Raw genomic sequence first — 21,664 nt, 5'->3', positions numbered from 1 at the left:
TTTCTGCGCTATTCATCTGACGATTTCATTTTGCGATAATGACTTGCGGTGACACCGACCTGCTTCTTGAATATGCGGTTAAAGTAACTTTCCCTATAGCCGACCTTTTCGGATATTTCACTGATTTTCATATCGGTATTCCATAATAGTTCTTTGGCTTTCGTGATGCGCACATTCGTCAAATACTCAATGTAATTAATGTTCAGCACCTTTTTAAACGCTTTGCTGAGCATATAAGGATTGGCATTTACAAGCTCTGCGCATTGTTCAAGAGAAGTATCCTTCATATAGTGGAGATCAATGTAATCCATAACCTTCTCTACCAATTGCTTCGATTCAATATCCATTCTGCTCTCCAGAATCCGCACATACGGGGTGACCACTTCATCCCTTATCCAAGTTACGATCCACTCGACTTCCCTGATCTCCGAAAGCTCTTCCACCATGTTCCGGCTCTTAAACAATTCACTAGGATGAATGCCCGATTGAAAAATTTCATGTTGAATCATGCTGAATAACTGGACAACACCAGTCTGAATATGAATCTCCTGAACGTCTTTTTCCTTCAATTCATCAATGAAATGCCTGATCCCTTGTTCTGCCTCTTCAATCTGTCCTCTTCGTACCGCTTGAACAACCGCCTTCTCTGTTTCGAAAGGGTAGAACACGTTAACGTCCCTCTCCTTGTACAGCCAATCCGACAAATCAATGACTTGGTTCCTGTTCTCGAAGATGCGGAGACGCTTGCCCCGGTTAACCTCCTCGAACAACTGCGGAATTTGCTTTGCTTGTCGAACGGATTCACTAATGGTCAGCGTTACTTTCAGATCCAGAATTCGATTGATAATAGCCGCTACGCCATCGAAAAAGTAATGAAGGCTCCTTCTCGTATGGGCTTCTTCCGGGGTAATAATAAAAATCCCAACCGACATATCATGATAGTTGATGACTGTAAACTGTTCGAAGAAATCCGAAATATATTCCTCAACAATATTAAAAACGGAAAACGTGATTAAACTCTCATCGTTCCCATTCATTTTATCCGATTCATAGACTCCGGTGATCTGCAAATCAACAAGCTGGAATTGTTTATCGGTCAACTGCCAGCCATAGCTTTCCATTCGATTGCGAAGCTCTTGCTCGGTATAATTGTCCACAAAGCCTTTACCAAGCTGCGATAAGAAGCTTCTCCTGAGCTCAGGTTGGTGAATGAATAATTGCTTCTGCAAAGTTTCGCTTTTGCGGCTAAGCGTCGATAAGTTATCCTTGATAAACTCAAACTCGTCCTGATCCTTTCCTCTTTCCGCCCCATTATCCGGTATCGTATGCAGAAGTTTCTTAACCGGGCTATAGATGTTGGAAGAAACGAACCAAGAAATCAGAATACCAACCAGTAGAATGGTTATGCTTATCACTAAGATCATTTTGGATATGAAGATGATCGGCGCCGTAATTGCGGTGATTGGCGCAATGGAAATAAATTTCCACTCATCGCCAATCCGGTCCATCACGCCAAATGAGATGGAATACTTTTCTTTCTCCCAATCCAATAAGAAGGAACCCTCGCTCTTCCCGGTTTGAGCAACATACTGTTTGACATAAGTAATGAAAGCTTCCGATGCCAGACTGTTGGAGGATAACAAGATCTCGTCATTGTCTCTGACCAAAATCGCACCGCCTCCATCGAATCCAGCCATAGCATCAAGCAGTTTAATCAATTTGGACTCGTCGATCGTGACAATGATGGCTCCGAATGCCTCACCAACGCCAGGGATCCGCTGGGTAATAGCCAATTTATCCGGAGATTCGGATTCATATTCAACGGAGCGGCTTCCGGAATAATTCCAGCTTATGGATTTCGCTTGTCCGACAACGGATCGATAGTATTGATTTAAATTTTCATCTTTCACTTCTTCATAATTAGAACCTAATAATATGGGAACATCCAGGTCCAAATATAACTCTGCCTTGCTTATAAAAGGATGACTTTCCTTGATCGTCCTCAGCGTCTTTTTAATATCTCTCGTTTCTTGAAACTCTTTCTTGAAATCCAATTGCGCAAGCGAGCTGTTAAATCTGGGATCGAATGCCCAGTATGTCAATGATTCCTCCAGGTTACTCAACTGATCGTCTATATTTTGAGCGCTCTCCCTGATTTGAGTTTGATGAGTATCTCTGAGCTGATGCTCCAATTTCTCCACGCCAAAAAGATAGATGGCCAGTCCCGTTATCATTCCTGGGATAGACGCAATCAATAAAATCAGAATGAAATTTCTTCTAAAAAAACGGCTTCTCCAATGCAATAAGGAATTCAAAAAATCGTTCATATCCCTACACCAACTTTGCTACACATGATCATAATCGGAATTCCATATTATCTTATCAGAATGATTACTGTAAACAAAATTTGTGTTTGAGATATTAGCCTTTCACCGAGCCCAGCATCACGCCTTTGGCGAAATGCTTTTGCAAGAATGGATAGAAAATCATAATCGGCAGTGATGCTACAACTACGACAGCCATTTTAAGCGATTCTTCGGGCGGATTTATAAAATCCGAACTCATTTCGCCAAAGCTTACGTTGGCAACCATCAATAACTGCTGCAATAATAATTGAATGGGCCATTTCGCGCTATCTCTAATATACAGCAGAGCATTGAAATAATCGTTCCAATACGCTACCGCGTAAAACAAAGTAAACGTTGCAATGACAGGCATGGACAAAGGCAAAATGATTCTTAAGAATACACTTATATCCGAGCAGCCATCGATTTTGGCTTGTTCTTCCAAGGCAGTAGGCAAATTTTGAAAAAAGCTCTTGATGACAATAAGATTGAATGGATTGATTGCAATTGGCAATATTAACGCCCAGATCGAATTCAATAAATTCAGGTCTTTCACGACAAGAAACGTCGGAATCATGCCTCCGCCAAAAACCATCGTAAACACAACTATGCTGAGGAAGGCATTTTTCCCAAAAAATCTTGTTTTCGATAGCGGATAGGCCATTGTCAGTGTTAGAGCCAGGCTCACTAATGTGCCAAGACAGGTCACTAAAACCGAAACCCCTATTCCCCTCACGAATGTATTCGTTGAGAAGATGTAGCGATACGCTTCGAACGATACCGATTCCGGAATAACAAAAAAGGGTCTTCTTGCAATCTCAGCATCCGTTGCGAATGAAGACGCTATAACATATACAAACGGGATTACAGTAGTCAATCCGACGATCAACAGGATGAGATAATTGGAGTAGTCAAAAATTTTTCCAGTCACTTTATTATGCATTTCATCAATTCCTCCTGTTGGTTCTAGTACAAGCCGCCTTGCCCCATTCTCTTGGCCCAATAATTGGCCCCAAATATGAGAATTAACCCCACGATACCCTTGAATAAACCAACCGCAGTGCTATAACTGAATGCGCCTTGCGTTATCCCAACATAATAGACATACGTATCAAATACATCCGCAACGGAGCGATTGAGCGAATTAGTCATAAGATAAATTTGCTGGAAGCCTTGATCAAGGAAATTGCCTAGTCGAAGGATAAGCAGAATGACGACTACATTTCTAAGTGCAGGCAAGGTAACATGCCATATGGATCGGAATCTTCCGGCGCCATCCATAATAGCCGCTTCATACAATTCAGGATTCACACCGGCTAATGCCGCCAAAAAAATAATCGTACTCCATCCAATTTCCTTCCAGATTACCTGACCCACGATTAATGGCCGAAACCAGTCTGGACTAGACAGAAAGTTGATTTTATCACCTGTGAAATGCTCCACAATGGCATTGACCGCTCCGCCGTTGGTCGTGAAGAAAACATAAGTGATACTTGCAACGATTACCCAAGACATAAAATGCGGAACATAAATCAAGGTTTGAATCGTTTTTTTATAGAAGTTGACGCGAACCTCATTTAACAAAAGCGCCAATAGGATTGGTGCAGGGAAAAAGAACACAATATCCAGAAAAGCAAGGATCAAGGAATTTTTTAACAATCTTCCGAAATCGGGGTTTTCGAAAAAGATGCGAAAATTTTCAAATCCGATCCACTCGCTGTCCCAAAATCCCAAGAATGGAGAAAAATCTTTGAACGCAATTAATACCCCCCACATCGGCCAATATTTAAATAGTATAAAGTAAACGAGACCCGGCAGCAGCAGCAGATATAACCAACGATCTCTTGCCAATAAACGAAGCATATTAGACATGGATGCCTTTCTCCTCTCAGTCAAAACCAAAGACTTGATTCAGATATCCCCCACTCAACGAGAGCGAGGGATATTGTAAAATAATATAAGATTATTTATTATACTTTTGGTATTCTTGGTTAATCTCCTCGATATATTTATCTCCGCCGGTCTTAAGCCACAGGGCTTCAGCATCCTTCAGACCCTTTTCATCGATTTGTCCGACAATGTACTGGATTCTGGCATCAAGCATAATATTGTCAAGCTGCTGTCCTATTCTTGTGTAGGTACCAGAGATCAGAGGCTCTGCCGGATTAGGAACGACAATTTTGTTATTCGCTTCCACGACTTCTTTTTCTCTTTTTTTGTTGTCAGACAAAACCTGGTAAAAATTCTTCCCTGCGATAAAGGTCAGCAGTTGATTGGTGTCGGTATGCTCATACACAAGCTTTTGATCATCTTCAAATGGTACATACTCGCCGTCTTTTATTTCGTAGTGAACGCCCTCAATTCCGTTAAATGCGAGCTTCTGCCCTTCCTCCGTTGCCAGCTTATCAACGAATGCAAGCACTTTGTCCAAATCCTCTTCTGTCTTTACCGTTGATTTCGGAATGGCGAACATTCTGTCGTAACCAATGGACGGACGATTAAACAACCCTTCCGGACCCTCTACAGCTCCGAAGAGTCCGACGGATCCCTCTAGCTCAGGATTCGCTTGAACCATTGTTTTCTCGCTTCTAGTCGAGCGTCCCGGTGTGTCGATCATGCTGCCTGCTTGACCATTAACGAACGCATCACCCCATTTGCCAGAATCCATAACGGCAAAGTCCTCATTCACCAATCCTTCATCGTACATTTTCTTAAAGAAGTTCAAAGCCTCTAAGTAACGATCATCCTGGAAGTAAGGATACAGCTTGCCGCTGTCGTCAATTCCCCATTCGTTTGGCACGCCATACCAAATTTGCATAACATCCCATGGCAGCGGGTATTCGGAAACAACCATCCCATAAGTGTCCTTCTTGCCGTTTTGATCCGGATCATCGTTCGTGAATGCATCCATCACGTTATAGAACTCATCGATGGTCTTCGGAATGGACAAGCCCAGGTTATCCAGCCAATCCTGACGAATGGTGACCGCACTGTTGCCAAGATCCGCCGATAGTCTCGGAATACCGTATATTTTCCCGTCAATCGAGATGTTGTTCTTCACGATCTCATTCAATTGACTTAAATTTTCATAATCCTTTAATTTATCCGTTAAATCCCAGAAAGCGCCTTTTTTGGCTGCATCGATAAAACTCGAGCTCTTCTCAGCCAACAATAAGGTCGGCAATTCGTTTGAAGCCAGTGTAATATTGAATCTCTCAGCAAAGTTGCTGGCCGGTACGAATTCAACATCCAGATCCGTATTCGTGAATTCTTCCAACGCTTTAATGACAGGACTGCCATCGGCCGGCGGTTCTGGCGAATACGCCATTGTCATAATGGAAATGTGGAACGGCTTCTCTGCCGTTTCTGTCGGCGCGGAAGTATTTCCGTTCGTGTTGGTGTTTGCGGAATTTGTCGAATTATTATTATTATTATTATTGCTGCTGCATCCCGCAAGTACCGCTGTAATCAGAAATGCTGTAATTAATGTTTTTTTCCAATTTTTCTTCAATGAAAAAGCCTCCCTTTTTTTGAAAATCAGCTGTCATGTTTCAACAATCTTCTCCAATCAAGTCCAACAAGCATTCGCCTTAGCAACACTCCTTGTCATCGTTTTTTGGAACATTCTCAATGTAAACCGTTTTCACTGGTATAACAATCTTCAATTCTTGAATGAGGAGCCGCTAAGGCAAACCCTTGTTATTCATAAGATATTGTCATTAAATTTCACACTTTTTTTATCGAATAATACTTTCTTGAATAGCCAATTAATTGCGATTTGATGCTGACACATGGCCTCCAACATCGAAGCCTTCATCCGTTGAGAAATCAACTTCAAGCGAGCGGGACTCCGCAATCAAAGTCCGTAATGCTTCCGGGACAGCAGATTTAGCCGGTACATGCTTCCCGGAATCGATATATTGCAGCATGTGATGATACAAGAATCGAGCTCCGCAATCATCTTCGTCAATCTGCAGCGTGCATACCAGCAGTCTTCCTTCGCCGACTGTTAATTCGAACAGGCTGGATTGTTTCCTGATCATTTTGTAGCCGCTAACGAATTCCACGATAGGATCAAATGGAATGGAGATGTCATCGAAGACAATCGTTTCCGCTCCCTCTACCATTCGATAGAACTGCCAATCGCAGAAGCCTTCATGCGGAAACTGATCGAATATCGGATGTTCACGTATAACCGTCGCGTTATTTCCTTGCACGCGCCCGCCTGTCATAATCTGAAATGTCGTTGGCAACGATACGAACGGGCCGCTTCCAACTAACAGAACATTGCCGCCGCCAGCCATAAACGCAATACTTTCTTCGTCCAGCTTGTCCAAAACGCGTGTATTTGAAGATATCTCTTGATCGCACATATCTAAACTCGGGAATGCCCAATACTCCCAAGCATTGTTCACTTGATAGTCTCCTCCTGTTAAGCTTGCCTCAAAAATCAGCTTTCTCGGCACAGTCAGCTCCGGTGCGAGAACGGTAACCTTCGCCACTTCAGTCACTTGACCATTGTCGACGAATCCGATTTGCCTGTTTCCCCTTGCGTATATGGTATGATCTTCGCCACGAAGCACCCAAGACAAATGTCCACCCCGCAATGCTTCTTGACCATATAACGAAGCGGATAGGGTTAGGTTAAGCGACTCTCCGCCGACAATATTGCGATAATGTCCGCAATTAGCGAGAAGCACGCTTTCACCGTTGAACTGAAGCAGTTTCTCTGCAGTAAGACCTGGCTTCAACTCGTAAAATTCATTAAGCAAGCCGACAGGATAACCTGTCCGATGCCAATGGCAATCAATCGCGCCGAGCAAATCATAGCCAGTTATATAGCTGTTCTTTCGCGCGTTTTCTATTGTATTCTTGACAACCTGCAGCATCCATCGGCATGAATGCTGGTAATAGATCGAGGCCATATGCAACAGCCCCATCTCTTCGATATATTCGCGAGCTTCCGAATAGAGGGATGTCCCGATTCTGGTTCCTTCATACCGATGTTCAAGGTCCAGATTCAAATAGGTATCGTTAATGCCCAGCTCATGGATGAGGAAGGGCCGTTCATACACTTGGAAGTCCCGTTTCATCTCCAACTCATCGGCAGACATCGAGTGATAACTGAATCTAAACTTGGCTCCATGAGGCGAGAGTACGTCAGCCATCGTCTTCAATCGTTCCAGTCGCTTGCTGTTATGCGGGAAAGGCTCGGTCACATAGCCTTCCGCCGTTTCGTCGATTTCATATTCGATGGACCTCAAACCTTCTATGGGGTTGAATAACGCATCGGGAACAAGGCTTATCAAGTGATTCTTCATTCGTTCGAGGTAGGCAAGCATCTTGTCGTCAAGCGCCACCTCATTACCGCAGCAATAGACGACAACGGACGGATGCTTACGGCAAATGCGGAGAATATCCAGCCACTCCGACTCCGTAAACCCGTTCGCCGCCTCCACTTGAAGCATCATGCCCAATTCATCCGCTGCTTGAAGACATTCTTCAGGCGGAGCCCATGTATGAAAACGAATCCAGTTAAATCCTAATTGCAGGAGCTTCTTCAAAGTCATTCGATAGAAATGGATATCCGTCTGTGGTGTGCATGTTTCCGGGAAATAAGCATGATCGGTCAGTCCTCTTAACATAACAGGCTTGCCGTTTAATCGAAGATGGATTCCGCTTCTTTCGATCGTTCGCAAGCCGAACGACTGCTCATGCTTGTCCAGAATATCTTGTCCGTGACGAAGAATCAGTTTGATCCGATATAACAAGGGCTGGCGATCGGACCATTCTTTCATATCAAACGAATCGGTCGTCCATTTCTCATTGCCTGGTTTTGCAGCTTGCCTTCCCGAAGCAACAACCTTGCCGGACCATTGTTCGCTCACTTCCCAATCCAAATCCAACTCTTCGACCGTCGTATCTCCTTCCAATCCAACCTCCCACGATAAGGATTTCCTGCCCTTTCCCGCGTGGATATAGCAATCGCTAATTCGGACTTGTCCTGCTACCTTCAAACTGACAGAACGATAAATTCCCGCGCTTTTCCCCGCGAATCCCCGGATACTGCAGCCAATAATGTCTTCTCTGGTATTGGCAACGACAATCAGAAGCTCATTGACCCCACCGGGCTTTATATGCTCCCCGAGCCTCATCTCGAACGGGGTCTGATGACCAACATGATGCCCGATCCATTGTTGGTTCAGCCATACCCAGGCTTCCAGTGATACGCCTCCGACATGGAGCGTCACGGTTCCATTCGGCCAGTCCGCTCCAGCGACGAATTGTTTCTTATACCAGCCTGCTCCCAGCAAGAACGGGAGCGAAGTATCGGGAGGACTTCCAGTCCCGGAAGGAATTGTAATGCTCCGATATACCGGATTGAAACGACTGTCTCTTGACCAAAACTCTGCGAATTTCAAGCGATCGGTGTAGTCGTCCCAGTAGCCTGGGACAGGCATCATAACGTCGTATTTATCCGGTGAAGGCGGAGTCATACCTTCGTAGCCGGGCTCATAAGGCGTGTAGGCGAATTGCCATTGACCATCCAAAGAAATCACTTTCGGAAATTGAGACATATAGATAACCTCCTGATAATTTGATATAGCCTCATTATTAGGAAATTGGCTCAAAATCGGAATAGGTTACAGTTTTAGATTCATGTCAAATAGTGTGATAAATGATGATATGATATACTGCATATAAATCCAACCATACATAAAGTAGGAGACTTCCATGCCGAATGAACAACTTGATATCCTGGGCGCGCTGTCGGAATCGATTACGCTTCGCATGAAAACCGTGCTGGACCCGACTCACTATGGCTATTGGGTGGAGAATAAGGTTCACAGCGATTACGATATTTGGTTTTTACAGTCCGGCGCTTTACGCATTACGATTAATGGCAAAGAACATTTGGCCAAGCCGGGAGATGCCATTCTCTTCTATCCGGACATTCCCTATATGGCAACTTCGAACAGCAAAGGCTGCCATTTTATTTATGTTCATTTTGATTTCGGGATCGGCACGCAGCCCCGGCTTCTTAACGATCTAATGTTGTCTGGCATTATCCCGTCGGAGTTGCTCGCGGAAGAGACGCTTTTATTCAGCAACGCCTACCATCATACGCCCGAGAACCGGCTTTATTTGAAAGCCTGCTTATCGGCCATAATTGCCAAAATCATCGACCTGAACAGACAAGAAAGATATGCGGGCGGCTTTCTGTCGGGTCCAAAAACAAAAAAATCCGAACAGAGTCTGGATCTTCTACAGCCCGTATTCGCCTACATTCATGAGCATCTTCACAAATCGTTAACCATGTCCGAGCTTGCCAGTCTTGTCAGTTTCTCCGAAAAATATTTCATCACTTTTTTCAAGAAGGCGCTTGGCATAACGCCAGGACAATATATGTATCAAATCAGAATGAACCGCGCCAGAGAGTATCTCTACATGAAGAAATATTCTATTCAACAGATCGCCTCGCTCCTCGGTTATCCAGATGCCTTTAGCTTCTCAAAAGCTTTCAAAAAATATTACCATGTTCCGCCCTCGAAGTTCGAATAATATGGAATGTCACAGCTCCATTAATCGGATAGGAGGCTACTCATTAGTTGAGTAGCCGACCTTCCACACCACCGTACGTACCGTTCGGTATACGGCGGTTCCTAAGTTTACACCTTAACAGTTTTGAAATGTTCCGAGAAAGATGCGTATCCTGCTTGTTTTAGGCGAGCATCGGTTACAGTCGTGCTTAAAATTGGGCTTTTGGCAATCCGCCAATAGCCTTTTCTTGTACACGCGAACTTGAGAGCTGTGTTGTGGTTGTTTCCGAATTTACGTAGCATTGCGTATCTGGTTCGAACTCGTTTCCATCGTTTCCAGATATACATCCGTAACCTTCGTCGTAACCATTGATCTGTTCTTTTGAGCAATTTCTTCCTATCTGCGAGTTTGAAATAATTAGTCCATCCCGTGATATATTGTTTCAGCTGTAATTTCAGCAGTTCATATCCAAGCCCATTGCTTCTAGCCGTGAGCTCTTTTATCCTTGCTTTCATTTTGCTGACGCTCTTTGCGTGGATGTGTAGTTTGATTCCGTCTTTCGACGGGTAAAATCCGTATCCCAGGAACTTGATCTTGCCGATGTAGGCAACCACTGTTTTCTCTCTATTTACCTTTAGCCGCAGTTTCCCTTCGATGTAGGGCAGAATGTGGTCTAACATCCGCTGCGCTGATCGCTTTGTCTTGGCAAAAAGAAGCATGTCGTCAGCGTACCTAACAAACCTGATTCCTCTGCGTTCCAGTTCTCGGTCAAGTTCGTTCAGCATGATATTACTGCATAAAGGGCTAATATTCCCGCCTTGAACGAGTCCGAGTTCTGTCTCTTCGAACTTCCCCTTGTTCATTGCTCCCGCCTGTAGATACTTGTGTATAAGGGATACCACTCTGCCGTCTTTAATGGTTCTGGACAGCCATTCAATCATCTTCGATTGGTTGACTGTATCGAAAAACTTCTCCAGATCCATGTCGACGACATAGGTGTATCCTTGATTGGCATACTCCCTACATTTTCTCCATGCGGCATGAGCGCTTCGTTTGGGTCTGAAACCATAACTTGTTTCCGCGAATTGCGGTTCGAAGATGGGCGATAGCACTTGCGTATCGAAGATCGGTTCCAGCCTGTTTTTCAGTGCCTGCTGACATACCCTGTCCCGGATGGCCGGGATACCGAGCGGACGTTTCTCTTGGGGCTTCCCCTTCTTGGGAATACGTGTCCGTCTCACCGGCATGGGTTTGTACGTACCTTGTTTCAGTTCTTCGTGCAATCGTTCCAGCTCGACCTCTGCTACGGCTTGGAATGCTGGAATGGAAACCTTGTCGATTCCTCCGCTGCCTCCGTTTGCTCTCACTGATTCCCATGCCATTTCCAAGTTTGTTCGGTGATATACCTTGTCGATTAATGAATGAACTTTTCGTCCTGTGCCTTCTGCTTTCATGCGTTTCGTATCCTCTGCCTGCAAGTTCTGGGTCTTTCACGTAGGGAACTATCCGTTCCTTGCCGCCTACTCGCGAAACTCACTCCAGTTCCGGTCTCCATAAAGCGAGCTGCCTTCCCCTTCCGTTTCACCTTTTGAGTGAGCGGAAGCCAACCACACCGGGGCGGCTGATCCGGACGTTTCTGTTGTTCGTCCGTTCTAAAGTAGTACGCAGCTCTCCGACTTCTCGCCATGCGTCCGGTATGCATTTCGGGGTTTCCTTATAGCATCCGTTACTGAAACTGCCGCGCATTCTTTGAAGCGGCGGGCGCGGCGCGACCGCTTCGACTTTGTTTAACCACTCGTCCTGCAAGTGCATTTGTTTCAGACACGACGAGATCTCCATGGGTCACATCGTCATCTTCCGTACCATGCCGCCCGCACACACCTTGGTGCGATGGGTGGACTAGAACGCCTTCGTCTCCATAGTGCAGACTCGACCTTGCCCCATCTTTGGCCGACCGGTTCGCAATTCGGGTAGCCCCGTTTCACTACGGCCTGGTACTTCTCCTCAAGCCCTTCAGACTCTGCCTCGCGGCAGACGCCCTGCCCTCCGACAAAAAAAATTTTCCGCCGGCCCCCGAGGCATTACCCCCGAGTTTGGATATGAGTCCCCTAGTCCGAGACTCAGCGGGACTTTAACCCACCTGATGATCGTGCTGCCTCGCACGCACTATGGTATCTGCTGACTTCTCACGATAAATCTTGTTTCAACCGCATGTCGCAAATTCGCTTTATGCGTCCGTGAGACCTCCCACGGTAAGACGCGTAACTTTCATCCCATGTACCCGTCACATTTACATCCTCGTGTCTGTGCAGTTTATTGGATTTCGTCTTGTTTAGCAGACTCATCCCACTTCGGATGCCTGATGCGATTCGTGTTCCTCGGGTCGGAACTTTGCCGCCAGCTTCCTTCAGATTCCACCTCGCGATGGACACCCTTGCTCTTGGCTAATGGTTGGCAACTGCCAGCCCCCACAGCGGACTTTCACCGCCTAGCTACGCGCCATGCGTGGCGCACTAATAAGACAAGCTCCCGCCAATGGCGGGAGCTTCTCTCAAAGGTTCGACTTCCTATTTTTTCTTCCGATTGCGAAAGCTGCTGCCGAGTCCTGCACCGATTGCGACACCGATTGCGATGCCGACCGCAACATTGTCCATCGCGACTCCAATACTAACTCCGATTGCTATGCCTATCGCCATTCCTGAAGAATTATTTGAACTGCATCTTTCAAATAAGGTCTTCGAATTGTTGCGCATTGCTTCTAAACAACCTTTCTACGAACCCTCATGCAAACTAATGCGTACAACGAGAGAGCTATGCCAGCGCCTACAAACAAACCTTGAACAAAATCATGTACCGGCGCCTCGAAGCGAGTCAATATAACCGAGGATGTCACTAACGCGATTCCCGATACGAACGCGGCTTTGATTTTCATTTTCATATTGATTACCTCCTGTCATCTCACTAGATCTTATACGCCTTCATCGCCTTGCGAATTTCCTTCCAGCTAGGGCGCTTGCCGTACATAAGAACTCCTGTGCGGTAGATCTTCGCGGATACATACACCGCGCCGTAGATTGAGAGCAGCAGAATGCCAAGCGAGATAAGGAACTGCCATGAAGGAACGTCCGATAATCCGATTCTGAGCAGCATCACGAATGGCGAGAACAGCGGAATGAACGATGTAATTTTCACAAGTATGCTGTCAGGCGCGCTGATGCTGAAGATGGAAATATAGAAGCCCGCAAGCGACACCATCGTGATCGGCATGACCGCTTGCCCCAGATCCTCCGTCCGGCTGACGATCGATCCGATTGCCGCATAGAGCGTCGCGAACAGGAAGAAGCCGGTTAAGAAGAATAGAATCGCATACACCAACAGCATAGGATCGATCTTGGAAAGATCGATGTCGAGATCGATCAGAGCCGATTTGTTCTGCGGAATCGAGATATTGATAAGAATGACCGCCACATATACCGACACCTGACAGATGACAACGACGAACATGCCGAATATTTTGCCGAACATATGCTTCAGCGGCGACACGCTTGTGATGATAATCTCCATGACGCGAGAGCTCTTCTCTGCCGTAATCTCCGAAGCGATCATATTGCCAGAGGTCATAATCGCCATAAACAGGAAGATGATAATCACATAGATCATGCCCATGTTCACGCCTTGCTCCGCCGCGGTCTTGCCGTTCTCGTCATCGGTGGAAATCTGTACGCTGGAAATCTTGATTGGTTCGTTCAGCAATTGGAATTGCTGGTCGGTAAGGCCCGCGTCCTTGAGCACCGTAGTTTGTCTGATGACCTGCAGGGCGGCTTCAATCGAATTCGCTCGTGACGTGTCCATCAGTTTCTTAGACTTGTACGTGATTTCCGGGAAGCCGCTCTCTGACATTACGCCGAAGTCGAGATAGCCTTTAATCTCCTTATCCGCAATCGCGTCCTGCATCCTTGCTTCGTTCGCCGCTTTGCTGCCTTGATCCTCGTAAGGCACAAGTGCAATATTAGCATCCTCTTGCGCCTCGTAATAGGCTTTGAGACTACCGCCGGTGGCGCTTCCCTGCGCGAGCTCATCACTGGCGGATTGAATGTAGCCGATCTTCGTTACCTTGTCTCCAAAGTCGAACTGGGATAAGATATTCGGCATATTAATGCCGATTGAAATAACAGCCGCAAAAATAATCGTTGTAATGAGGAATGCCTTGCCTTTGAATTTATTCCGAATTGTAAATCCGCTAACCGCCCAGAAATCATTCATGCCGCTCACCTACCATTTTAATAAAGATTTCATTCAAGCTTGGCTCTTTGATCTCGAATTTTGAAAGGGTCGCCTGATTCATCGCATGCCGCAAGATGGATTCTCCCGCCGCTTCCGATTTCACTGCGAGCTCATATCCGTTCGCATTCCGCTTCACCTTCGTCACGCCTTCCAGCGCTTCCAATCCCGTTATGTCCTTGTCCACGTTCAGGAGCACGGTCTCTCTTGGAAACTGCTTCTTGATTTCCTTCAGGCTGCCCTTCAAAACCGTGTTCGAGCGATCAAGTATCGTGATGTTCCGGCACAGCTCCTCGACATGCTCCATGCGATGCGTAGAGAACAGAATGCTCGTTCCCGCGTCCCGGAGCTCCTTCACTGTCGCTTTCAGCAGCTCCACATTGACCGGATCAAGTCCGCTGAACGCTTCATCCATAATGACAATCTTCGGCTTGTGATTGACCGCCGCGATGAATTGCATCTTCTGCTGATTGCCCTTGGACAGCTCTTCAATCTTCTTGTCGTAATACTCCGGCACATCGAATCTCTCCAGCCAACGCTTCAGGTTCGCGTCCGCATCCTTCTTGGACATCCCGCGCAGCTGCGACAGATAGATAATCTGATCGCTAACCTTGATCTTCGGATACAGTCCTCTCTCTTCCGGCAAGTAGCCAAGCTTGCTGAGCTGATCCTTGCTATACGGCCTGCCGTCGTACAGAATGCTGCCTCCGTCCGGATAGATAAGTCCCAGAACCATACGCATCGTTGTTGTCTTGCCGGCGCCGTTCGCGCCAAGCAAACCATAGATCTCGCCTTCTCCCAGCTCAAAGCTGATCTGGTTCACTGCCGTCTTGTCTCCATATTGCTTCACAACCGATTCCACAACCAATGGCTTCATCTCTTCAACCCTTTCATTAATTCACTCATGATTTCATCCAGTTCAAGCGACTGCTTGCTTAGAATCGCATATCCTCGTTCCCCGCACCATCGCTCTGCTTCAAGCGCATTCCCTGTCGTAACGCGGTAAGTATTGCCGCTCGCATGCTCAATGGTGCAATAACCCGGCATCTCATGCAGCTTGCTCGAATGTCCGTCCTCCAGCTTCACGAACATGGAGAACCAACTGCTGAACAAGTCATCCTTCTCAAATATTCCCAAAACCTGTCCATCTGCCATAAATACGATATAATCAGCCAGTCGTTTCACTTCTTCAATAATATGAGAGCTCATGAGAATCGAACGCGATTCACCTTCCTCCATATGCTGATGAAGAAGCTTAATCATGGTTTTCCAAGCCAGCGGATCAAGTCCCGATGACGGTTCATCTAATAGCAGCAGCTTGGGATGATGGGCGATGGCGAGAGCGAATTCATATTTCCTTCGCATGCCTTTGGACATCTTGCCCAGCGGCAGCTTGGAATCAATCGCAAGCTCATCCAGTAATCTCAGATAATACGCTTGATCCCAATTTTTGTACCAGAAAGCATGGAACCTCGCCTTTTCGGCCGCCTTCAAGCCATTATCTTGCGAAGAGCTCTCCTCCGCCAAATATCCGATATGCTGCTTCAACAGATGATCCTCATCTTGAATCAGAAGCTCTTTGCCGAATAAGGCAATCCCCCCTTGATCCGGTTTGATCAGATTCAGCGCCATGCGGAACAGCGTGCTCTTGCCGCTGCCATTCGGCCCGACAATCGCCATGATGCATCCTTCCGGAACCAACAGCGATAATGGGCCAAGCTTGAAGTTTTTGTTCTCATACCGAATATCGTCAAAGCTGAGCACAGCTTCACCGCTCTCCAGGTTCATGATGAGGCCCCCCTTGTTCGCTTAATCGTTCAAGCGTTTCTCGGAACAACAGCGTCAATTCTTCATCTGTACATTGAACTCTCTTGCCTGCCGCTATAGCCCCTTCGAATGCCGCAATAACCGAAGCGTAACGCTGAGTGGACAGGACCTCTTCCTCCAGTCTTGCTACATAAGTGCCCGTGCCCTGCTTCGTTCGAAGCAGCCCCTCTGCCTCGAGATCGCTGTAGACGCGTTTAACGGTAATCACGCTGCATTTGACCGACTGAGCCAGCTCCCTGATAGAAGGAAGCATCGCGCCTTCCTTCAACTGTCCGCTCACGATTAGAGCGCGCAATTGGACTTCAATCTGATGATAGAGCGGTTCGGCGCTTTGATCATTCGTCGTTATCGGCAGCCGCATCTCCCCACCTGCTTCCTCTTCTTAATCATGGAAGTAATTCCGCGATTGCAATCTGTTCCTGACTTGCTTCTGGACAATGATGATCATGAGAGCTGCTGCCGCCCCAGCCACAATCGCAATCCATCCGAAACCGTTCATGCAGGCATGCATGGATCTTTCGATCAAGGAAATATCGAATGTCAAGGAAATAAGCATTAGCGTAATCAACAAACCAAATACATAGAGCAAGCTGAACAAAAAATAAGTTTTGCCATTGAAGCACATTTCTACAAATAGATAAACCATACTTATGCAAATGGAAAAGGCTGCCCACAGGATGGAAAAGCTAATCATTGCTCCCACTCTGATTTCGGCTCCATAAGCCGCCGCACAAATAAAAAACGAGATAAAATAAAGAAGCAATGCCGGCAGTGATGTAGCGAGGATGGTCAAAATTCTTCCCCAAACGATTTGCCTCAGAGAGATAGGAAAAACCCTTAAGCTGGACAGCTTCCTGGCATTTACATCCGACTTCCAGTAACTGAATGATGTCTGGGTACACATAAACCCGAATATGGGCAATAAGGATATCATCAGGAAATCCATTGTCCACTGGATGAACATTACTTCCTCGCCGTTCAAAGCATCTACAAACATGGGAACAATGAATATCAGCATATATGCGATAAAAAATAGGACAAGAATCGGCTTCCATTTCGATCTGCGCAGCTCTTCCTTAGCTAGAAACATGGCGCCGCGAATTGTGCTGTTCACTGAGTAACCTCCCAACAGATTGCGCATAAACATAATAGAGTGTGTATACTGTACATATCTATATACACAGTATATTCACTTAACTGCTCCTTGTCAATTCTTGAGAAAAAAATAGCAAAAAAAATCCGCCCTCTGTTGTCGAGAACGGATGCATGAATGGTTGTTGAGCTAGCGTTGAAGCTTCAACCAAATATCGCTTCGAATAATGGCTTGACCTCATCACCGGGATAGATAATATACAGAATGAGATAAACGGCTGTGCCCGTGATCGCCGTAATGAACCAGATGATCGAAGTAACTCTGCCCAGCTTTCGATGTTTCGAAAATTTCTTCCGAAAGCCCAGCGTAATCGTGGTTATACCGAATACTGCCGCAACGATAGCAAGCACGATATGAAACAATAGAAACACGAGATAATAGGGCTTTAATCCGTCCGGTCCACTGTATGGTGTGCTCCCAATGATCAATGTTCTGCTCGCGTAGATCGTGAAGAACAGTATAGCCGCGATTGCTGCCGCCACCATGACCTTCTGATGCTGAATCAGCTTGCGTTTAATAGCAAGCCTCCAGCCAATCGCGACCAGTATCGCGCTAAGCACGATAAAAAAAGTACTTGTCGCAGGCAATAGTGCATTCATTTCCACTTTTTATTCACTCCATTTTATGATGAAAGTAGGTCATAAAGGTCATAACGTTATCATGGCATTAAACGGTTCCCGGATCTGAGTTATTCGGGTTCGGATTTGCATTCGGCAGCTCATCATCCGCATGCTCCCTGTTGAACCATTGTCTGAATATATATGCCAGAATAATGCCGTACATCAATTCCTGCACAAGCTTCATAATGACTCCGCCCAACTGTTGGTCTTCTTTCGTGCCCATCCAATTGAAAAACTCAGGACCGCCGAATTCCGAAATGAGATAGCTGGTATTACCGGAGATGCAATATCCCATTGCCTTCGCCCATTGCTCGGGATCGCTGTAGGTCGCATACAGACTGGTGCTGGCAAAAATAATCAAGGCGCAGGCCGGTGTCAAGAGCATGCCGTTGGCAAATACATAAGCCATTCGCTTCACATCTGTAAGCCTGGACCATTCCGGAACGGGACAAGCAATTTGCCACCACATCATAAAGGAGGTAACGAGCAGTACGCCGTAATAGATTCTGTGAATCGTAAAATGCGTCATGACATAATCATGCACTGCAGGCACATGATAGAGCGAAAACAGCATATTGAACAAGATTAACGTTACGATAGGATGCATGAAGAAACGGAGCTTCACCCAAAATTGCGCCGAGAACATTTTGCGCCAAATGAAGGCGGGGACAGCGACAAGAACCATCGGCGGAACGATTAAATAGGAAACCGACATATTAATCATATGATACGTGAACATCATATGACCCAGCATCTTGAGGGGACCGCCATGACAGAGATAATAGAACAGCACTGCGGCTATCAAGCATGTTTTCTGCCAAAGTGTGGCCGCTTTCTCATTCGGGAAATGCTTGATTCTCCATGGTCCAACCAAATAGAAATAGAGAATGACAAACGCAATCATTGCAAACAAAAACATCGGTGACCACAATTGTTCAAAGCTGAAATATTTGTTCAAATCGCGCATTGTGGAAACTCCTTTCTATTCCCTAACGCCAATATCCTGAGAAAGAGGAGGGACCCAAACCGGGACCCTCCTCTGTTCAGTTCAAATGCTGGCAAAAGATTTACCACCAAGCCCAGTAGCGGGCCATGATGACTACAGTAAAAACAACGAATATCCCCATCAAAATTCCGATGATTGCAAAGGTGTGGCCTCTGTCCTTCATATGCATCCAGAAAGCCATCTGAACGAACACTTGAAGAAAAGCCGTTCCAAGCAAGATCAGGTAAATAAATTCTTTGTTTACTTCGCCGCTCATGACGGTTGCGAATGCAACAAGCGTTAGAAGTATGGAACAGATGAAAGCAATGATATGCTTCTTCGGTCCTTCCGTTCTATGCGGCCTGGATTGACGTTCTGTGGCGGAATGATTGCTTGACATTCGTTAAACCACCTTTCCCATCAAATACACGACTGTGAAGATGAACACCCACACAACGTCGATGAAATGCCAGTAGATACCGGCAACATAAACCTTGGGGGCTGTAACAACCGTTAATCCCTTCTTAACAAGCTGAAGAATGATCAACGTGATCCACAGAATGCCGAACAGTACGTGCGCTCCGTGAAAGCCTACCAGCGTATAGAAGGAGGAGCTGAACGCGCTTGTCGTAAAGCCATGTCCTTCCGTTACATAGGTATGGAACTCTTCGATCTCTAGCCCTAGGAATCCCGCGCCGAGAAGGACGGTAACAATCAGCCAACCAATAATGCTCTTCCGTTTCTGCTGATGCAAGGCTTGAACGGCGAACACGCTGGTTAAGCTGGATGTCAATAACAAGGCAGTTGCGATAGCTACTGTCTTAAGCTCGAACAAATGATTGGCGGTCGGTCCATCCAGCACCTGGTCCCTTAAAGCAAGGAAAGCGCCGAACAATGTGCCGAACAATACGGTCTCGGCGCCAAGAAACAGCCAAAACCCCAATATCTTATTGCGTCCCTCGAGGGTCGCCTTCTCCGGCTCATGAGGCAGATGACCATCTGCGTGTGTTTGTGCACTCATGCTTTACCCCCCATATCCTTAAGAATTTCTTCTTCTTCAATGTGGAACCCGTGATCATCGAATACGGAACGAAGCAGCATACACAGAAGTGTAATGCCAAGTCCTGCAATCGCAATGACATGTCCGGATTCGATTGGTCCCACATCGCCCCAATCCGGTGCGTACATGAATCCAAATCCGGCAATGAACAATCCAAGGCCCATGAAGAACGGCAAAATCGAAGGCGAAGGCATATGAATCGGACCTATCGGTTCAGCCGGCGTCATGCTGGTGTGACCGTCTTGCTTTTCTTTCCAATAGGCATCATATCCGCGAACCAGCGGAGTTTGTGCGAAATTGTATTCAGGAGCAGGCGATGGAATCGTCCATTCCAATGTTCGGCCATCATCCCATGGATCATTAGGAGCGTTCTTCGGCTTCATAAACGTTGTGACAACATTAATCAAGAAGAAGATTGTGCCAAGGCCCATCAGGAATGCGCCTACCGTACTAATCATATTCAGTTCATTAAAGCCCAGACCGTCAAGATACTGCCAAATTCTGCGCGGCATCCCCATAAGGCCCAGGAAATGCTGTACGAAGAAGGTCAAGTGGAAGCCGATAAAGAATGTCCAGAACGTCAGCTTGCCCAATGTTTCGTTCAGCGCGCGTCCGAACATCTTCGGCCACCAGTAATGCAGGCCGGCGAATAAGCCGAGCACCAAACCGCCGACAATAACATAGTGGAAATGGGCAACAACGAAATAAGAATCATGATACTGAAAATCCGCTGGAGCAGCCGCAAGCATAACCCCTGTTACCCCGCCCATAACGAAAGTTGGAATAAATCCGACTGCGAATAAATTCGCGGAGGTGAAAACAATCGAGCCGCCCCACATGGTGAAGAGCCAGTTGAAAATCTTGATCCCCGTCGGTACCGCAATCAGCATGGTTGCGATGGAGAAGAGCGCGTTCGCTACTGGACCAAGTCCCGTCGTGAACATGTGATGCGCCCAAACCATGAAGCCGAGAAAGCCGATGAGAATAGTCGCGAAGACCATGGAGCTGTAACCGAACAATCTCTTCCGGGAGAATGTGCTTATTACCTCGGAAATAACGCCGAATGCCGGCAGAATCAGAATATACACCTCAGGATGTCCGAATATCCAGAAAATATGCTCCCACAAGACAGCGTTGCCGCCGCCGGCAGGGTCGAAGAAATTGGCATCGAACAAACGATCAAACATTAATGCCGCCAAGCCTACAGTTAACGCAGGAAAGGCAAACAGGATAAGAGCGGAAGTAATGAAAGCCGTCCATGTGAAAAGCGGCATACGCATGAAGGTCATACCCGGCGCTCTCATATTTATAATTGTAACCAAGAAGTTGATTCCGCCTACCAGTGTACCAATACCTGCAATCTGCAAGCCCAGCACGTAATAATCCATGCCATGTGTAGGACCGTAAGTCGTGCCGGCAAGCGGCGCGTATGAAGTCCATCCAGCGTCAGGAACGCTGCCGGTCAACCAGCTTACATTTAGCAGCAAGCCGCCGAACAGGAAAGTCCAGAATCCAATCGCGTTAACGAATGGATACGCTACATCCCTCGCTCCGATCTGAAGCGGAACAATCGCGTTCAATAAAGCGAATATGACGGGCATAGCCGCCAGGAAGATCATTGTTGTTCCATGCATGGTAAGCAGCTCGTTATATGTAGAAGCCGATACAAAATCGTTCTGCGGTCCCCATAATTGCACCCGAATCAGTATTGCTTCCAGACCGCCGACGAGAAAGAAGAATCCCCCGGCAATCAAATATAAAATGCCAATTTTCTTGTGGTCAACCGTTGTCAGCCAATCCATAATGCCGCTATAACGTTTAACCGCATGCGCGTGAGCATGAGCCAATGTA

19 protein-coding genes are annotated in these 21,664 nt (G+C 46.5%); 1 reads left to right on the top strand and 18 read right to left on the bottom strand.

Annotated features, from left to right (window positions below; all coding sequences use genetic code 11):
- Nucleotides 1-8 precede the first annotated feature (8 nt).
- The 5 genes from HFP08_RS07150 to HFP08_RS07130 form a co-directional block, all read right to left on the bottom strand.
- Entirely contained in the window at nucleotides 9-2,102 is a 2,094-nt protein-coding gene (locus HFP08_RS07150) for a helix-turn-helix domain-containing protein (protein WP_168119861.1), read from the bottom strand.
- Nucleotides 2,103-2,421: 319 nt separating this feature from the next.
- The gene (locus HFP08_RS07145; RefSeq protein ID WP_168119860.1) at nucleotides 2,422-3,288 is read right to left on the bottom strand and encodes a carbohydrate ABC transporter permease; all 867 of its coding nucleotides are present in this window, start codon (nucleotides 3,286-3,288) and stop codon (nucleotides 2,422-2,424) included.
- A gap of 23 nt (nucleotides 3,289-3,311) precedes the next feature.
- A complete protein-coding gene (locus tag HFP08_RS07140) occupies nucleotides 3,312-4,217 on the bottom strand; it encodes an ABC transporter permease (RefSeq protein ID WP_168119859.1) in 906 nt (301 codons plus the stop codon).
- A gap of 91 nt (nucleotides 4,218-4,308) precedes the next feature.
- Nucleotides 4,309-5,856 (bottom strand): extracellular solute-binding protein, encoded by a 1,548-nt coding sequence (locus HFP08_RS07135; RefSeq protein WP_168119858.1) that lies wholly within the window; start codon nucleotides 5,854-5,856, stop codon nucleotides 4,309-4,311.
- Nucleotides 5,857-6,112: 256 nt separating this feature from the next.
- Entirely contained in the window at nucleotides 6,113-8,923 is a 2,811-nt protein-coding gene (locus HFP08_RS07130) for a sugar-binding domain-containing protein (protein ID WP_168119857.1), read from the bottom strand.
- Between the two features lie 157 nt (nucleotides 8,924-9,080).
- Here HFP08_RS07130 and HFP08_RS07125 point away from each other — a divergent pair, with 157 nt between their 5' ends.
- On the top strand, nucleotides 9,081-9,908 hold the full coding sequence (locus tag HFP08_RS07125) for a helix-turn-helix transcriptional regulator (RefSeq protein ID WP_168119856.1): 828 nt from the start codon (nucleotides 9,081-9,083) through the stop codon (nucleotides 9,906-9,908).
- A 107-nt stretch (nucleotides 9,909-10,015) separates the two neighbouring features.
- Here HFP08_RS07125 and ltrA read toward each other — a convergent pair whose 3' ends face one another.
- The 13 genes from ltrA to ctaD form a co-directional block, all read right to left on the bottom strand.
- A complete protein-coding gene (gene ltrA / locus HFP08_RS07120) occupies nucleotides 10,016-11,341 on the bottom strand; it encodes a group II intron reverse transcriptase/maturase (RefSeq protein ID WP_168119855.1) in 1,326 nt (441 codons plus the stop codon).
- Nucleotides 11,342-12,454: 1,113 nt separating this feature from the next.
- Nucleotides 12,455-12,640, bottom strand: a complete 186-nt coding sequence (locus tag HFP08_RS29190) for a glycine zipper domain-containing protein (RefSeq protein WP_168119854.1) — start codon at nucleotides 12,638-12,640, stop codon at nucleotides 12,455-12,457.
- Nucleotides 12,641-12,645: 5 nt separating this feature from the next.
- Nucleotides 12,646-12,825: a hypothetical protein gene (locus HFP08_RS07105; protein WP_168119853.1), complete on the bottom strand. Its 180-nt coding sequence runs from the start codon at nucleotides 12,823-12,825 to the stop codon at nucleotides 12,646-12,648.
- A gap of 23 nt (nucleotides 12,826-12,848) precedes the next feature.
- Nucleotides 12,849-14,150 carry an ABC transporter permease gene (locus HFP08_RS07100; RefSeq protein ID WP_168119852.1) on the bottom strand — a complete coding sequence of 434 codons (1,302 nt, stop codon included), beginning with the start codon at nucleotides 14,148-14,150 and terminating at the stop codon, nucleotides 12,849-12,851.
- Complete coding sequence (locus tag HFP08_RS07095) at nucleotides 14,143-15,045, bottom strand: ABC transporter ATP-binding protein (protein ID WP_168119851.1); 903 nt, start codon at nucleotides 15,043-15,045, stop codon at nucleotides 14,143-14,145. The genes HFP08_RS07100 and HFP08_RS07095 overlap by 8 nt, the downstream gene beginning before the upstream one ends.
- Nucleotides 15,042-15,956 (bottom strand): ABC transporter ATP-binding protein, encoded by a 915-nt coding sequence (locus HFP08_RS07090; protein ID WP_168119850.1) that lies wholly within the window; start codon nucleotides 15,954-15,956, stop codon nucleotides 15,042-15,044. Before HFP08_RS07090 ends, HFP08_RS07095 begins: the two co-directional genes overlap by 4 nt.
- Nucleotides 15,937-16,356, bottom strand: coding sequence for a GntR family transcriptional regulator (locus tag HFP08_RS07085; RefSeq protein ID WP_168119849.1), 420 nt, complete (start codon nucleotides 16,354-16,356; stop codon nucleotides 15,937-15,939). The genes HFP08_RS07090 and HFP08_RS07085 overlap by 20 nt, the downstream gene beginning before the upstream one ends.
- A 21-nt stretch (nucleotides 16,357-16,377) precedes the next feature.
- Nucleotides 16,378-17,109 (bottom strand): hypothetical protein, encoded by a 732-nt coding sequence (locus HFP08_RS07080; protein ID WP_168119848.1) that lies wholly within the window; start codon nucleotides 17,107-17,109, stop codon nucleotides 16,378-16,380.
- Between the two features lie 182 nt (nucleotides 17,110-17,291).
- Nucleotides 17,292-17,753 (bottom strand): DUF420 domain-containing protein, encoded by a 462-nt coding sequence (locus HFP08_RS07075; protein WP_481856545.1) that lies wholly within the window; start codon nucleotides 17,751-17,753, stop codon nucleotides 17,292-17,294.
- A 61-nt stretch (nucleotides 17,754-17,814) separates the two neighbouring features.
- Entirely contained in the window at nucleotides 17,815-18,735 is a 921-nt protein-coding gene (ctaG, locus tag HFP08_RS07070) for a cytochrome c oxidase assembly factor CtaG (protein WP_168119847.1), read from the bottom strand.
- 100 nt (nucleotides 18,736-18,835) lie between these two features.
- Entirely contained in the window at nucleotides 18,836-19,153 is a 318-nt protein-coding gene (locus tag HFP08_RS07065; RefSeq protein WP_168119846.1) for a cytochrome C oxidase subunit IV family protein, read from the bottom strand.
- A 3-nt stretch (nucleotides 19,154-19,156) separates the two neighbouring features.
- Nucleotides 19,157-19,774 carry a cytochrome (ubi)quinol oxidase subunit III gene (locus HFP08_RS07060; RefSeq protein WP_168119845.1) on the bottom strand — a complete coding sequence of 206 codons (618 nt, stop codon included), beginning with the start codon at nucleotides 19,772-19,774 and terminating at the stop codon, nucleotides 19,157-19,159.
- A complete protein-coding gene (gene ctaD / locus HFP08_RS07055) occupies nucleotides 19,771-21,615 on the bottom strand; it encodes a cytochrome c oxidase subunit I (protein WP_168119950.1) in 1,845 nt (614 codons plus the stop codon). The genes HFP08_RS07060 and ctaD overlap by 4 nt, the downstream gene beginning before the upstream one ends.
- Nucleotides 21,616-21,664: the final 49 nt, after the last annotated feature.

Source organism: Paenibacillus sp. HB172176 (genome assembly GCF_011947265.1).
Classification (GTDB): domain Bacteria; phylum Bacillota; class Bacilli; order Paenibacillales; family Paenibacillaceae; genus Pristimantibacillus.
The sequence above is the reverse complement of the archived record's forward strand: the minus strand, read 5'-3'. Positions and strand labels throughout refer to the sequence as shown.

What these genes read in the sequence shown, in the direction of transcription:
- HFP08_RS07085 (WP_168119849.1), bottom strand. Translation starts at nt 16,356, where the DNA reads ATGCGGCTGCCGATAACGACGAATGATCAAAGCGCCGAACCGCTCTAT.
- HFP08_RS07130 (WP_168119857.1), bottom strand. Translation starts at nt 8,923, where the DNA reads ATGTCTCAATTTCCGAAAGTGATTTCTTTGGATGGTCAATGGCAATTC.
- HFP08_RS07105 (WP_168119853.1), bottom strand. Translation starts at nt 12,825, where the DNA reads ATGAAAATGAAAATCAAAGCCGCGTTCGTATCGGGAATCGCGTTAGTG.
- HFP08_RS07140 (WP_168119859.1), bottom strand. Translation starts at nt 4,217, where the DNA reads ATGTCTAATATGCTTCGTTTATTGGCAAGAGATCGTTGGTTATATCTG.
- HFP08_RS07125 (WP_168119856.1), top strand. Translation starts at nt 9,081, where the DNA reads ATGCCGAATGAACAACTTGATATCCTGGGCGCGCTGTCGGAATCGATT.
- HFP08_RS07060 (WP_168119845.1), bottom strand. Translation starts at nt 19,774, where the DNA reads ATGAGTGCACAAACACACGCAGATGGTCATCTGCCTCATGAGCCGGAG.
- HFP08_RS07100 (WP_168119852.1), bottom strand. Translation starts at nt 14,150, where the DNA reads ATGAATGATTTCTGGGCGGTTAGCGGATTTACAATTCGGAATAAATTC.
- HFP08_RS07145 (WP_168119860.1), bottom strand. Translation starts at nt 3,288, where the DNA reads ATGCATAATAAAGTGACTGGAAAAATTTTTGACTACTCCAATTATCTC.
- HFP08_RS07065 (WP_168119846.1), bottom strand. Translation starts at nt 19,153, where the DNA reads ATGTCAAGCAATCATTCCGCCACAGAACGTCAATCCAGGCCGCATAGA.
- HFP08_RS07090 (WP_168119850.1), bottom strand. Translation starts at nt 15,956, where the DNA reads ATGAACCTGGAGAGCGGTGAAGCTGTGCTCAGCTTTGACGATATTCGG.
- ltrA (WP_168119855.1), bottom strand. Translation starts at nt 11,341, where the DNA reads ATGAAAGCAGAAGGCACAGGACGAAAAGTTCATTCATTAATCGACAAG.
- HFP08_RS29190 (WP_168119854.1), bottom strand. Translation starts at nt 12,640, where the DNA reads ATGCGCAACAATTCGAAGACCTTATTTGAAAGATGCAGTTCAAATAAT.
- HFP08_RS07095 (WP_168119851.1), bottom strand. Translation starts at nt 15,045, where the DNA reads ATGAAGCCATTGGTTGTGGAATCGGTTGTGAAGCAATATGGAGACAAG.
- ctaD (WP_168119950.1), bottom strand. Translation starts at nt 21,615, where the DNA reads ATGGATTGGCTGACAACGGTTGACCACAAGAAAATTGGCATTTTATAT.
- ctaG (WP_168119847.1), bottom strand. Translation starts at nt 18,735, where the DNA reads ATGCGCGATTTGAACAAATATTTCAGCTTTGAACAATTGTGGTCACCG.